Raw genomic sequence first — 12,878 nt, 5'->3', positions numbered from 1 at the left:
CCCTGTTGAGCAATCCAGGTTGACTAATCCGCGTTAGTCAACTTACGTTGCTCACATGGCAGAAGACGATCCGGCAGACGCCCTGGCGGCGGTCGCGGCCCTGCGCCGCCTCGCCGACCGGCTGGAGGACGCCGCCGTGGAGCAGGCGATGCGTACCGGCTGGAGCTGGCCGCAGGTCGCCGAGGCGCTCGGCGTCACCCGCCAGGCCGTGCACAAGAAGCACGCCAAGCGGCTCATCGCCGCCGGCGTCACGCTGAGGAGGCGGGGATGAGCGCGTTCGACAGGTACCTGCACACCGTGCTCCTCGCCGCCCAGGCCGAGGCCCGCGACGACGGCTCCGCCGCCATCGAGGCCCGGCACGCGCTGCTGGCCGTGGCCGCCCAGGACGGCACCGAGCCGCAGCGCGTCCTCGCCGCCGCCGGCCTCGGCCCCGCGGAGCTGAAGGCGGCGCTGGACCGGGAGTTCGCGCACAGCCTCGGCGCCGCCGGGGTCGCCCCCGGCGCGTTCGACCTGCACGCCACCCCCGACCCCGACCACCGCCCGCGGCCCGGCGCCTCGCTCCGGCTCGCCCTGGACCGGATGGCCGGCTCCCACCGCAAGAAGGACCTGACGCCGCTCCACCTGCTGCACGCCCTCCTCGCGGCCGAGGTCGGCACCGTGCCGCGCGCGCTCGACCTCGCGGGCGTCGACCGGGCGGCGCTCGCCGCCCGCGTACGGGAGGGGCTGTGAGCCCCGGCGCGGCCGTGACGGTCGCGGGCCTGCGCATGCGCTACGGGGCCACGGACGTCCTGCACGGCGTCGACCTGCGGGTGGGGCACGGCGAGACGGTGGCCCTGCTCGGCCCCAACGGCGCCGGCAAGACCACCGCCATCGAGATACTGGAGGGCTTCCGCGCCCGCTCCGCCGGCGAGGTCGCCGTCCTCGGCGCCGACCCCGCGCACGGCGACGAGCACTGGCGCGCCCGCGTCGGCGTCGTGCTGCAGTCCTGGCGCGACCACGGCCGGTGGCGGGTGCGCGAGCTGCTCGCCCACCTCGCCTCGTACTACACCGGCCTCGGCCGCCGCCCCTGGGACGCCGGCGAACTCGCCGACGCCGTGGGCCTCGGCGGCCGGGCGGAGCAGCGGATCCGTACCCTCTCCGGCGGCCAGCGCCGCCGCCTCGACCTGGCCGCCGGCATCGTCGGCCGCCCCGACCTCCTCTTCCTCGACGAGCCGACCACCGGCTTCGACCCGCAGGCCCGGCGCGCCTGCCACGGCCTCCTCCGGGACCTGCGCGCCGCCGGCACCACCGTCCTCGTCACCACCCACGACCTGCACGAGGCCGAGCGGCTCGCCGACCGCATCGTCATCCTCGACGCGGGCCGCGTCCTCGCCGACGGCACCCCCGCGGAACTCGCCCGCCGCATCGCCGGCGCGGACCGCGTCCGCTGGCGCCACCGCGGCCGGCCCCGCGTGCACGCCACCGACGACGCGACGGCCTTCGTCCGCGGGCTCTTCGCCGCGCACGGCGCGGAGATCGCCGACCTGGAGGTGCGCCGGGCGTCGCTGGAGCAGACGTACCTGGCCCTCGTCCGGGCGGCCGAGACCTCGCCCGAAGGCGCCGGGCGGTGAACGCCCGCGTCCTGCGCACCGGGCTGCGGCGCGGCGCCATCGAGTTGCGGCAGTCGTTCACCAGCGGCGCCGAGCTGTTCAACCACCTGTTCTGGCCGCTGCTCATGCTGGCCGTGCTGTGGTTCCTGCGCGGGCGGGAGTTCGGCTCCACCGGCTTCCTGCTCGGCGCCCTGACCCTCCCCGGCATCCTCGGCATGAACGTGTCCTTCGGCATGCTCACGATGAGCCAGCTGCTCACGGCGGAACGCGAGGACGGCACCCTGCTGCGCGCCAGGGCCGTCCCGAACGGCGTCGCCGGCTACCTCGTCGGCAAGGTCGTCTCCGTCGCCGGCGGCCTCCTCGCCGACCTCGCGCTCTTCCTCGTCCCCGCGCTGTTCCTCGTCGACGGCCTGCACCTCGGCCCCGGCGCCTGGGCCCAGCTGGCCTGGGTCGCGGCGCTCGGAATGGCGGCGACACTGCCCGTCGGGGCGGTGCTCGGCTCGGTGCTCGGCAACGCCCGCGCGCAGGGCCTCGTCCAGTTCCCGGTGCTCGCGCTGATCGGGATCTCCGGCATCTTCTACCCGGTCACCGCCCTGCCGGAGTGGCTGCAGTGGACCGCGCAGGTCTTCCCGCTCTACTGGCTCGGCCTCGCCATGCGCGCGGCGATGCTGCCCGACGCCGCGGCGGCCGTGGAGATCGGCGACTCCTGGCGGCACGCCGAGACCGCCGGGGTGCTCGGCGCCTGGGCGGTGCTGGGCCTCGCGGTGGCGCCGGCGGTGCTGCGCCGGGCGGCGCGGCGGGAGTCGGGTTCGAAGGTGGCGGCCCGCCGCGAACGCGCGGTGCAGCGGGTGGGGTGAGGGCCCCGACGGGCCGCCCCGGCCGCGGGGCGGCCCGGGCTCAGGCCGCCGCCCAGGCGCGGAGCTTCTCCGGGTTGCGCACCGCCCAGATGCGGGTGATCTTGTCGTCCGCCACGTCGAACGCGAGCACCGCCGACGTGACCCCGTCCACCCCCGCCACCAGGCCCGGCTGCCCGTTGACCGTACGCTCCACCAGCTCCAGCCGCGGCTCCAGCCCCATGATCTCCGTGAACGCCCGCGCGATCCGCTCGCCGCCGACGATCGGCCGCAGCTCCGCGGGCACCAGCCCGCCGCTGTCCGGGGTGGACGTCGCGCCCGGGTCCAGCAGCCCGACCAGGGCGGCGATGTCCTTCGCCGCCCAGGCCCGCCGGAACTCCCGTACGAGGCCCGCGTGCTGCTCCGCCGCCGCGGGGGGCCGCGCCGTGCGGACCCGGCGGCGGGCCGACGTGGCGAGCTGCCGGCACGCGGCCGGCGACCGGCCGAGGATCTCGGCGACCTCGCCGAAGGGGTAGCGGAAGACGTCGTGCAGCACGAACGCCACCCGCTCGGCCGGGGTCATCGAGTCCAGCAGCACCAGGAACGCCATGTGCACCGACTCGTCCAGCGTCACCCGGTCCGCCGGATCCGCCGCGTCGCCCGCCGAACCGCCGCCCACCGGGCCGCCGACCAGCTCCGCCCGGTTCGGCAGCGGCTCCGGCAGCCACTCGCCCACGTACCGCTCCCGCCGCGCCCGCGCCGAGCCGAGCAGGTCCAGGCAGACGCGGCCCGCGACCTTCGTCAGCCAGCCACCGGGGGAGACGACCTCCGCGCGCCGCTCCGCGGACATCGCGTACCAGCGGGCGTACGTCTCCTGCACCACGTCCTCCGCGTCGGCCAGGGAACCCAGCAGCCGGTAGGCGAGGTTGGTCAGCCGGCGCCGCTCGCCCGCGAGCGCGGCGGGCCCCGGGTCGACGCGGCCGTGCTGCGGCGCGGGCGGTGTGCTCATGTGCCGATGCTCCCTCGGTCAGGTGACAGCTCTCCTCCTTACGACGACGCGGGGCGCCGAGATGTGAGGCCGCCCGTCTCACATCGGCGGCGGCCCGCTCGTCGTACAGGAAGGGACCGCGGGCACCGCGCGTGTCCCTCGTGAACCGTTCCCGAGCCAGACCCCGGAGGAAGACGCCCACCATGGAACCCGAGATCCCCGTCAGGACGGCCGTCATCTACTACAGCGCCACCGGCACCGTGCACACCCTCGCCCTCGCCGCCGCCGAGGGGGCGGAGAAGGCGGGAGCGGAGGTGCGGCTGCGCCGGGTGGCCGAGACGGCGCCGCGGGCGGCGATAGAGGCGAGACCCGAGTGGGCGCGGCACCGCAGCGAGACCGCCGGCGTCCCCGAGGCCGCCGTCGGCGACCTGGAGTGGGCCGACGTGGCGCTGTTCGGCACGCCGACCCGCTTCGGGACCATGTCCGCCCAGCTCAAGGCGTTCATCGACGCCACGGGCCCGCTGTGGGCCGCCGGCGGGCTCGCCGACAAGGTGTACTCGGCGTTCACCGCCTCCCACCCCGCCCACGGCGGGCAGGAGTCCACCCTGCCGGCGCTGGGGAACGTCTTCTGCCACTGGGGCGGCATCATCGTGCCGCCCGGCAGCACCGACCCGGTCCGGTTGCGCTCCGGCACCCCCTGCGGCACCTCCGACATCGCCGCGGACGGCCCGCCCGGCGACGTCGCGCTGGAGGCCGCCCGGTACCAGGCGTGGCGGGCCGTCACGACCGCCGCCGCGCTCGCGGCCGGCCGCCGGCAACCCGTCTGAGCGGCTGGCTGAGCGGCCCGGCCGAGCAGCCCCTCCCGAGGGCCGCCGTCCGCGGATCCGGCGGTACGGGCCGGGGCCCCGGCCCGTACCCGCGCCCGTCCCCGGAAGGGGCGTGAGCCGCTACGGGGTGTCCTGCCCGGCGCCGGACGCGCCGCCCGGCGCCGCGTCCGCCGCGCGGCCCGCCGACCACGCCCGCCACAGCGCCGCGTACGGCCCGTCCGCCGCGCGCAGCTCCTCGTGCGTGCCGCTCTCCGCCACCCGGCCGTCCGCCATCACCACCACCCGGTCGGCCGCCGCCGCCTGGCTGAGCCGGTGGGCGACGACCAGCGCCGTGCGCCCGTCGAGCGCGCGCTGGGCCGCCTCCTCCAGCCGCCGGGCGCCGAGGCTGCCGGCCTCCGCGGTGGCCTCGTCGAGCACCGCGACCGGCGGGTCGGCCAGCACCAGCCGGGCCAGGGCGAGCTGCTGGGCCCGGTCCGCCGTCAGCCGGTGGCCGCCCTCGCCGACGACCGTGTCCAGTCCCTCCGGCAGCGCCTCGGCCCAGCCGAGCGCGCCCACCCGGTCCAGCGCCTCGCGCAGCTCCGCGTCGCCGGCGCCGGGGCGGGCCAGCCGCAGGTCGTCGGCGAGCGGCCCGGCGAACACGTGCACCTCCTGGGTGACCAGCGCGACCGTACCGCCCGCCTCGTGCGGCGCCGCGCCGCCCACGTCGACGCGCCCGGCGGCCGGGGTGTGGATGCCGGCGAGCAGCTTGGCGAGCGTGCTCTTGCCCGCCCCGCTCGCGCCGACCAGCGCGACCTTCTCCTTCGGCCGCAGCTCCAGGTCCACGTCGTGCAGCACCGGCCGCCCCGGCTCGTACGCGTGGGACACCCCGCGCACGGAGACGCCCACCGCCGGCCGCGGCCCCGGCTCCCCGGGCGCCTGCTCCCCGGGTACGCCCCCGCCCGGCGTCCGCCCGCCGTCGTCCGCCCGCTCGCGCGCGTCCACCACGCCGACCAGCCGCGCCAGCCCGGCCGTCGCCGCCTGCGCGTCGTCGAGCAGCACCAGCGCCACGTTCACCGGGCCGAAGAGCGAGTGGAAGTACAGCGCCGCGGCCGTCGCCGTGCCGATCGACGCGGAGCCGTCGCGCACCAGCACGTAGCCCGCGACCAGCACCGCGGCCAGCCCCAGGTACTCCGCCACGTGCAGCCGGTTGTAGAAGCCCATCAGCAGCCGCACCCCGCGCAGCCGCAGGTCCACCGCGGCCCGCGAGCGCGCCTCGACCCGCCCGGCGTGCGGCGCCTCCAGCCGGTGCGCGCGTACGGTGGCCGCGCCGCTGACGGTGTCGAGGAGCTGCTGCTGCTGCGCCCCGGTGGCGACGCGTTCGCGCGCGTACAGCGGCACCGCGCGGCGCACGTACCAGCGGGCCGTGTACGCCTGCACCGGCACCGCCAGCAGCGCGGCGAGCAGGAAGCGCCAGTCGAGGACGGCCAGCGCGCCGAGCGTGAGCACGATGGCCAGCACGGAGGACGCCAGCTGCGGCAGCGCGCCGCGCACCGCCTCCGCGACCCGCGAGACGTCCCGGGTGACGCGGGCCGTCAGGTCGCCGGAGCCGGCCTTCTCCAGCCGGTCCAGCGGCAGGTGCAGCGCCCGCTCGACGAACCGCTCGCGCAGCTCGGCGAGCACGGTCTCGCCGAGCCGGGAGACCATCGTCCGGCCGATCGCGGTCAGCACGCCCTGGGCCACGGCCACGGCCACCAGCAGGACGACGGGCAGCGTCAGCGCCCCGGCGTCGCGTTCGTCGGTGACCAGGTCGACGATGTGGCCCAGCAGCGGCTGGGTGAGCAGCCCGACGGCGGTGGCGGCGGCCATCAGCGCGAACGCCGTCCAGGCGAGCGCCCGGCGCGGCCGCAGCAGCTCGCGCACGGCGGCGCGGGTGCGGGCGGCGGTGGCGGTGGGCAGGAGTGCGCGGGCGCCGTCGGCGCCCGGTCCGCCGGACGCGTCCGGCCGTCCGGCGGCCTCGTCGTGGGTGCCGGCGGTCGCGGTCACGCGAGCACCGCCGTCCGGTAGGCCGCGTCGTCGCGTACGAGGTCGGCGTGCGGTCCCGTGGCGGCGACCCGGCCGGCGTCGACGAACACGACCCGGTCGGCGACGGCGAGCAGGGCCGGGCTGTTGGTGACCAGCAGGGTGGTCCGTCCGGTACGGAAGGCGCGCAGGCCCTCGGCGATGCGGGCCTCGGTGACGACGTCGACGGCGGTGGTCGGGTCGTGGACGACGAGGACCGGCCGCCCGGCGTGCAGCGCCCGGGCCAGGGCGACGCGCTGGCGCTGGCCGCCGGAGAGGGCCCGGCCCGCCTCGCCGACCTCGGTCCGCGCGCCGTGCGGCAGCGTGCGGGCGACCTCGTCGGCCGCGGCGGCGGCCATCGCGGGCCCGGGGTCGCGGCCGGGCGGCTCGGGCCCGGTACGGGCGCCGCCCGCCTTCGCGTCCGCGCTCCCCGCGTCCGCGCTCCCCGCGTCCGCCGGCACCGGATCCGCCGCCGTCACGTTCTCCGCCACCGTCCCCGCGAACAGGTCCGCGTCGTGCGCCGCCACCAGCACCGCCGTCCGCAGCTCCGCGGGGTCCAGCCCCGTCAGCGGCACCCCGTCCAGCTCCACCGTCCCGGCCTCCGGGTCCTCGACCCGGCCGAGGCACCGCAGCAGCGCCTCCGCCGCGGCCGGTTCCGTCGTCGCCACCCCGACCAGCTCCCCGGCCGCCACCGCGAGGTCCACCTCCGCGAGCGCGCCGAGCCCCACCCCGCGCAGCCGCAGCTCGCCCCGCACCGGCTCCGGAAGCCGCCGGCCGCCGGGGACGACGGCCGGCGGCGCGGCCAGCACCTCCGCCACCCGCGCCGCCGACGCCCGCGCCTGGGCGAACTCGGCGTTGACGTACGCGAACACCTGCAACGGCGTCAGCAGGAACTGCGCCAGCCCGACCGCGGCGACCAGCTCGCCCAGCGTGATGTCCCCGCTCAGCGCCAGCCGCCCGCCGACCAGCGCCACCAGCGCGATGAAGCCGCCGGTCAGCGCGAGCACGACGCCGTTCTGCCAGCCCTCCGCGCGGGCGGCGCGCAGCGTGGCGGCCAGCGAGTCGCGGCTGGTGCGCCGGTAGCGCGCGACGGCCGCGTCCTGCGCGCCGATCCCCTTGAGCACCCGCATCCCGGAGATCAGGTCGGCGGCGACGCCGGAGGCGTTCGCGGCCTGCTCCTGCTCGGCCGCGCTGCGGTGCTCCAGCGGCCTGCTGAGCAGGTGGCCCAGCCAGAGCAGCACGGGCGTGCCGAGCAGCACGAGCAGCCCCAGGGGTACGGAGATGAGCAGCAGCGCCGCCGCGCTGACCGCCGCGCCCGCCAGCCCGGACACGCCGATGGTCACCGCCATCACCACGTAGCCGACCCGCCGGGCGTCCTCGGTGGCGATGTTCGCCACCGCGCCGGGCAGCCGGCCGCGCTCGGCGCCGCCGCGCGGGTCGAGCACGCGCCCCACCAGCTCCAGCCGCACCCGGTGCGCGGCGAGTTCGGAGGCGCGCTCGGCGGCCCTGACCCCCATGCGGAAGCTGAGCGCGAGCAGGACGTACACCGCCACGAGCACCAGGAGCCAGCGCACCAGCGCGCCCGCGTCGGCCCCGGCCACGGCGTCGTCGATCACCACGCCGATGAGCACCGGGACGAGCGCCTCGCCCAGCTGGTGTCCCGCGGCCAGCGTCGCGCCGACCGCGACCCCGCGCCGCTGTCCCGAGATCGCCTTTCCCAGGACGCTCCGCCCCGAGGTTCCCTGCTCAGCCACCCGCCACCCCTTGTCCGTGCACCCGTCCGACCAGCCAGGTAAGGCTAGCCTAAGTCTTTGCCGGGCGGCCGGGATCCCGGGGCCGCGGGCCGCCCGGCGGGCCGACCGGCCCGCGCCCGGGGGCAGTTGGCGCCGGGGCCGCGTCTTGACGCGGTGATCGCGTTGGGGAAGGTTGTTGCTTCTCAAGGGCGCGGGAGAGCCGGCCGCCCGGAGAACGGGGTGCCGGCCCGTGGAACAGAGCGGAACAGAGGGGAGACCGTGGTGAAGGACAACTCCGTCGCCGTGGTGGGCGGGAGCATCGCGGGGTGCGCCACGGCGCAGGCGGTGGCGCGCGCGGGGGCCGGGCGGGTCACCGTCTTCGAGCGGGCCGGCGGCGAGTTGCGCGACCGCGGGGTGGGCATCGGCCTGCACGACGCCCGGTTCGCGGAGCTGGAGGCCGCGGGGTACCTGGACTCGGCGATGCCGTGGACCGGGCTGAACCGCCGGGTGTGGACGGTCCGCGACGGCGCCGCGGAGCTGGGCCACGCCTTCGCCGAGCAGCACTTCCCGTTCCGCTCGTACAACTGGGGCTCGCTCTGGCACGAGCTGCGCAACCGGGTGCCGGAGTCGGTCACGTACCACACCGGCGCGGCCGTCACCGCGGTCGAGCAGGACGCCGACGGCGTCGCGCTGCGGCTCGCCGACGGCCGCCAGGAGCGCTTCGACGCCGTGATCGGCGCGGACGGGTACCGCTCGGTGGTCCGCGAGGCGATGTTCCCCGGGCTCGCCCCCGACTACGCCGGCTATCTCGGCTGGCGCGGCACCTCCGCGCCGCAGCCCGGCGACCCGGAGACGGACGGCGCGGAGGCGCGCGTGGTCGCCTTCCCCGGCGGCCACTGCATGATGTACCTGATACCCGCCGCGGGCGGCGGCTTCCGCATGAACTGGGTGCTCTACGCCGTCCCGCCGGAGGACCCCGAGCTGCTGCTCGACCTGCGCACGCCCACCTCGCTGCCGCCGGGCCGGGTCGCCGCCAAGCTCACGGCGTACCTGCGCGACCTGGTCGCGGAGCACTTCCCGCCGTACTGGGGCCGCTGCGTGCTGCGTACCGCGCCCGACGACTCCTTCATCCAGCCGATTTACGACCTGACGGTGCCGCGGTTCGCGGTCGGCCGGCTGCTGCTCGCGGGCGACGCCGCCACCGTCGTACGGCCGCACACCGGCGGCGGCAGCGTCAAGGCGCTGCAGGACGCCACCGCGCTGGAGGCCGCCTGCCGCGCGCACGGCGACTGGCCGGAGGTCGCCGCCGCGTACGACGACGACCGCACCGCCGTCGGCGCCGCGATGGTCGCCCTCGGCCGCCGGCTGGGCCGCGCCCAGGTCGAACAGACCCCGGACTGGCAGAAGATGGGGCAGCCGGAGTTCGACGCCTGGTGGCAGGAGCAGAACCGGGGGCCGGACGGCAGCAGCGGGTTCGGCGGCCACGCGCTCAAGCGCGGCTGAGCCGCGGCGGCCCGGTCCTGGCGCGATCTGTTCGGCCCGCCGATCCATGAAATTTCAGACGGAACCTGATCGAATCGGATTGGTCAGGGGTAGAGAAAGCATCAACCTCTTACATCTTTTGATGTTGTACCCGCCCGTAACTTAGACTTCCGACTTAGCATCAGACCATCGCTCGGCCCACCCTCAGCAGGAGCGATGGATGCATGACCCCCCACACGTCACACCCTCCCCATCGCAAGGTAATCCCGTGTCAGCTTTACGGTGTCATGGCCCCGACGTAGGGGTTACGCAGTGAAGATCAACCGTCGACTCGTCCTCCTGGTCGCCGTGCCCCTCGCGGTGGCCATCGCCTTTTCCGTGCGCGCGCTCGCGCCGGCGACGACCCAGGCGTTCCAGGCCAACAGGCTGGCGCAGATGGTCGATGCCGCCGACGCCGCCGCGGAGCTGACCGCCCGGTTGCAGGACGAACGTGCCGCCGCAACCGCGCTGGTCGCCTCCCAGGGCGATGCCGCCGCGTTCCGCAAGGCGACCGACGCCACGGACGCGAGCGTCTCGGACTACACCGAGAGGCGCAGGAAGCTCGAATCCCTGCCGTCCAGCGCCGAACTCGCCGTGCAGCGGATCGACCGCTCCCTGGCCGAACTGCCGTCGCTACGCGCCACGGTGCGTTCCGGCAGCGGCACGCTGGCCGCGCTCGCCTTCGGCTACCGGATCCCGATCGCCGACCTCGTCGACTACCGGGAGGCCATCGCCAAGGCCGACGGTGTCGACGCCGGCATCGCCGACCGCATCAGGGCCGCCGCCGCGTTCTCGCGCGGAGCGGAGCACACGGCGCTGCAACAGGTCGTGGTGCTCCGGGCGCTGGCCGGCGGTGGCTTCACCGCGGCTTCCCAGCGCACGTTCGATGAGACCGAGATCGGTATCTTCGAGACGCTCGGCGACTTCGTCGCCCTCGGTGAGCCGGAGTGGCGCCACTGGCTGGAACGCGCCCTCTCCGCTCCGCGTACGCTGCCCGCGCAGCGGATGCAGGACCATGTCAGCCGCACACCGGCCGGAGCGGACCTCGACATCTCCGCCAGCGAGTGGCAGGAGGCCACGGCCGACCGGCTGACCGAGCTGCGCTCGGTGGAGAGCCGCGTCAACCAGGCGGTGCACGAGGACGTCACGCAGGAGCGGTCCACGCTCATCTGGTGGGCGGTCATCGAGATCCTCGTGGTGCTGGTGACGCTGGTCGGCGCGCTGCTCTTCGCGCTCCGCATCGGCCGCGTGATCATCCGCCGGCTGCGCGACCTGCGCGCCGCGGCGCATGCGGTGGCCACCGAAAGGCTGCCGCAGATCGTCACGGACCTCTCCCAGCCGGGTGCCCTCGGCGGCGCCACTCCGGAGCAGGTCGCCGAGAGCTCGGGCAGGCCGGTGGAGACCACCGGCGAGGACGAGATCGGCGAGGTCGGTGAGGCGTTCAACTCCGTGCACCACGAGGCGGTACGGCTCGCGGCCCAGCAGGCGCACGCCCACGAGCAGTTCGCGGAGACGCTGGTCGGCGTCGCCCGCCGTGGCGCGCAGCTGACCTCCGTGATGGTCTCCGAGCTGGACACCGTCCAGCGCGACGAGGCGGACCCGGAGCGGATGAAGATCCTTTTCGCGCTCGACCACCTCGCCGTCCGCATGGAGCGCAATACCAACAACCTGCTCGTGCTGGGCGGTTACGGAAACGCCCGGGTACGCGAATCCGACGCGCCCTGCGCCACCGTGGTCGTCGCCGCCGCCCAGCAGATCGAGCGGTTCGAGCGCGTCGCCATGGGGATCGTCGAGCAGGGCATCGGCGTCGCCGCCCGCGCGGTGCACGACCTCGCGCACATCCTCGCCGAACTCCTCGACAACGCCACCCGCTTCTCGCCTCCCGACAAGCAGGTGGGCGTGGCGGTCTGGCGGCTGTGGGACCGCGCGGTGGTGCAGATCGTCGACGAGGGCGTCGGCATGACGCCCGAGCGCCGGGACGAGCTGAACGCCCGCCTCGGCAGCCCGCAGACGGGTGTGGGCGCCGTGCGGTCCATGGGCCTGCACGTCGTGGCCCGGCTCGCCGCCCGCCACGGCATCGTCGTCGAGCTGCGCTCCTCCGCCGGGCCCGGCACCATCGCCGAGGTCACCCTCCCGGCGTCGGTCCTCGTGGCCGTCGAGGAGGAGACCCTCGCCGAGGGTGAACGGCCCCTGGTGGAAGGGGAGACGAGCGTCTTCGCCGGCGCCGCCCGGAGCGTGCCGGGCCCGCGTAAGCCGGCCGACGAGACCGTCGCCGCACCCCCGCCCGGCCCGGCGCCCGCGGCCGCGCCGGGCACCCGGGAGGCCGGGGCCGGCGGGGGCGCCGTCCGGCGCAAGCCCCCCCTCGGCCCGGAGTACGACCCGGCCGACCGCGTCGCCGGCGTCAGCCCCTCCGGGCTGCCGGTGCGGGCGCGCCAGTCCGCGGACCAGTGGCCGCGGTTCCCCAAGCGCGACGGGGGCGGCAAGCCCGGCCGGAGCGAGCGGAAGCCGGCGCCCGCCAAGCGCCGGGACTCCCGGCAGATCTCCGACGTGCTGGCCGCCTACACCCAGGGCATCAACAGGAGCACCGGCCGCCGCGAGGGAGCCCGGGACGCCGCCGACCGCGGCCGCCCCGCCGGCACGGGCGGCGGCAGCGGCGACCGCGGGGGAGACGGCAACGGCCGCTCCGGAACCGGCCGCTCCGGCAACGACGACGGAGGCCGAGCCCGTACCGCCAGGAACAGCGGCCGCACCCGGACCGCACCCGACGACGACTCGCAACGGAGCACGTGATGACGACCCCATCCACCGCCGACCTGAGCTGGCTGCTGAGTGACTTCGCCCGCCGCATCCCTGAGGTCACCCAGGCCATCGCCGTCTCCGTGGACGGCCTCGCCCTGGCCTACACGGGGGTGGACCAGGACGACGCGGACCGGCTGGCCGCCATCGCCTCCGGCATCGTCAACCTGCTCTCCGGCGCCGCGCAGCTGATCGAGAGCGACCCCGTCGAGCACAGCCTGACCGCCATGGAGGGCGGCTACATGTTCTCCATGGCGGTATCCAGCGGGGCGTCCCTTCTGGTCACCACCAACCGGGACGCCGACATCGGCGAGGTCAGCTACATGATGTCCGAGCTGATCAACCAGGTCGGCGACGCGCTCAGCCCCCAGCTGCGCGACTCCCAGCCGACCGGCTGACGGCCACCGCGCGGGCGGGGATCCCCCTCACCCCACCCGCGCCCGGCCCGGGATGGCGACCGCGCCGTCCGGCGCCCCGCCGCCGCGCCACCGGTCGCCGGTCACCCCGGCGTCCCCGTCGGCCGTGCCCGCCGTCGCCGCGTGTCCCGCCCCTCC

11 protein-coding genes are annotated in these 12,878 nt (G+C 76.4%); 8 read left to right on the top strand and 3 right to left on the bottom strand.

Translation table 11 applies throughout. The features are described 5' to 3' along the window. Positions 1-55 precede the first annotated feature (55 nt). The 4 genes from ACHZ99_RS07955 to ACHZ99_RS07940 are packed head-to-tail and all read left to right on the top strand — an operon-like array spanning position 56 to position 2,446. A complete protein-coding gene (locus tag ACHZ99_RS07955; protein WP_420303676.1) occupies positions 56-271 on the top strand; it encodes a hypothetical protein in 216 nt (71 codons plus the stop codon). Beyond that, positions 268-729 carry a Clp protease N-terminal domain-containing protein gene (locus tag ACHZ99_RS07950; protein WP_420303675.1) on the top strand — a complete coding sequence of 154 codons (462 nt, stop codon included), beginning with the start codon at positions 268-270 and terminating at the stop codon, positions 727-729. Before ACHZ99_RS07955 ends, ACHZ99_RS07950 begins: the two co-directional genes overlap by 4 nt. After that, on the top strand, positions 726-1,610 hold the full coding sequence (locus ACHZ99_RS07945; protein ID WP_420303674.1) for an ABC transporter ATP-binding protein: 885 nt from the start codon (positions 726-728) through the stop codon (positions 1,608-1,610). Before ACHZ99_RS07950 ends, ACHZ99_RS07945 begins: the two co-directional genes overlap by 4 nt. After that, a complete protein-coding gene (locus ACHZ99_RS07940; RefSeq protein ID WP_420303673.1) occupies positions 1,607-2,446 on the top strand; it encodes an ABC transporter permease in 840 nt (279 codons plus the stop codon). Before ACHZ99_RS07945 ends, ACHZ99_RS07940 begins: the two co-directional genes overlap by 4 nt. 40 nt (positions 2,447-2,486) lie before the next feature. On the opposite strand, the gene sigJ is transcribed toward ACHZ99_RS07940, so the two are convergent. After that, positions 2,487-3,431 carry an RNA polymerase sigma factor SigJ gene (gene sigJ, locus ACHZ99_RS07935; RefSeq protein WP_420303672.1) on the bottom strand — a complete coding sequence of 315 codons (945 nt, stop codon included), beginning with the start codon at positions 3,429-3,431 and terminating at the stop codon, positions 2,487-2,489. Between the two features lie 182 nt (positions 3,432-3,613). Here sigJ and wrbA point away from each other — a divergent pair, with 182 nt between their 5' ends. Then, positions 3,614-4,237, top strand: a complete 624-nt coding sequence (wrbA, locus tag ACHZ99_RS07930) for an NAD(P)H:quinone oxidoreductase (RefSeq protein ID WP_420303671.1) — start codon at positions 3,614-3,616, stop codon at positions 4,235-4,237. 120 nt (positions 4,238-4,357) lie between these two features. Here wrbA and ACHZ99_RS07925 read toward each other — a convergent pair whose 3' ends face one another. Beyond that, positions 4,358-6,259: an ABC transporter ATP-binding protein gene (locus ACHZ99_RS07925; protein ID WP_420303670.1), complete on the bottom strand. Its 1,902-nt coding sequence runs from the start codon at positions 6,257-6,259 to the stop codon at positions 4,358-4,360. Beyond that, positions 6,256-8,028 carry an ABC transporter ATP-binding protein gene (locus ACHZ99_RS07920; RefSeq protein ID WP_420303669.1) on the bottom strand — a complete coding sequence of 591 codons (1,773 nt, stop codon included), beginning with the start codon at positions 8,026-8,028 and terminating at the stop codon, positions 6,256-6,258. The genes ACHZ99_RS07925 and ACHZ99_RS07920 overlap by 4 nt, the downstream gene beginning before the upstream one ends. A gap of 261 nt (positions 8,029-8,289) precedes the next feature. Here ACHZ99_RS07920 and ACHZ99_RS07915 point away from each other — a divergent pair, with 261 nt between their 5' ends. From ACHZ99_RS07915 to ACHZ99_RS07905, 3 genes are all read left to right on the top strand, one after another. Continuing rightward, positions 8,290-9,510: an FAD-dependent monooxygenase gene (locus ACHZ99_RS07915; RefSeq protein WP_420303668.1), complete on the top strand. Its 1,221-nt coding sequence runs from the start codon at positions 8,290-8,292 to the stop codon at positions 9,508-9,510. 291 nt (positions 9,511-9,801) lie between these two features. Next, entirely contained in the window at positions 9,802-12,318 is a 2,517-nt protein-coding gene (locus ACHZ99_RS07910; RefSeq protein WP_420303667.1) for a nitrate- and nitrite sensing domain-containing protein, read from the top strand. Beyond that, positions 12,318-12,722 carry a roadblock/LC7 domain-containing protein gene (locus ACHZ99_RS07905; RefSeq protein WP_420303666.1) on the top strand — a complete coding sequence of 135 codons (405 nt, stop codon included), beginning with the start codon at positions 12,318-12,320 and terminating at the stop codon, positions 12,720-12,722. Before ACHZ99_RS07910 ends, ACHZ99_RS07905 begins: the two co-directional genes overlap by 1 nt. Positions 12,723-12,878: the final 156 nt, after the last annotated feature.

The sequence above is a fragment of the Streptomyces sp. MAR4 CNX-425 genome (assembly GCF_048656465.1).
GTDB lineage: Bacteria > Actinomycetota > Actinomycetes > Streptomycetales > Streptomycetaceae > Streptomyces.
This window is presented reverse-complemented; position numbering and strand designations above follow the sequence as displayed.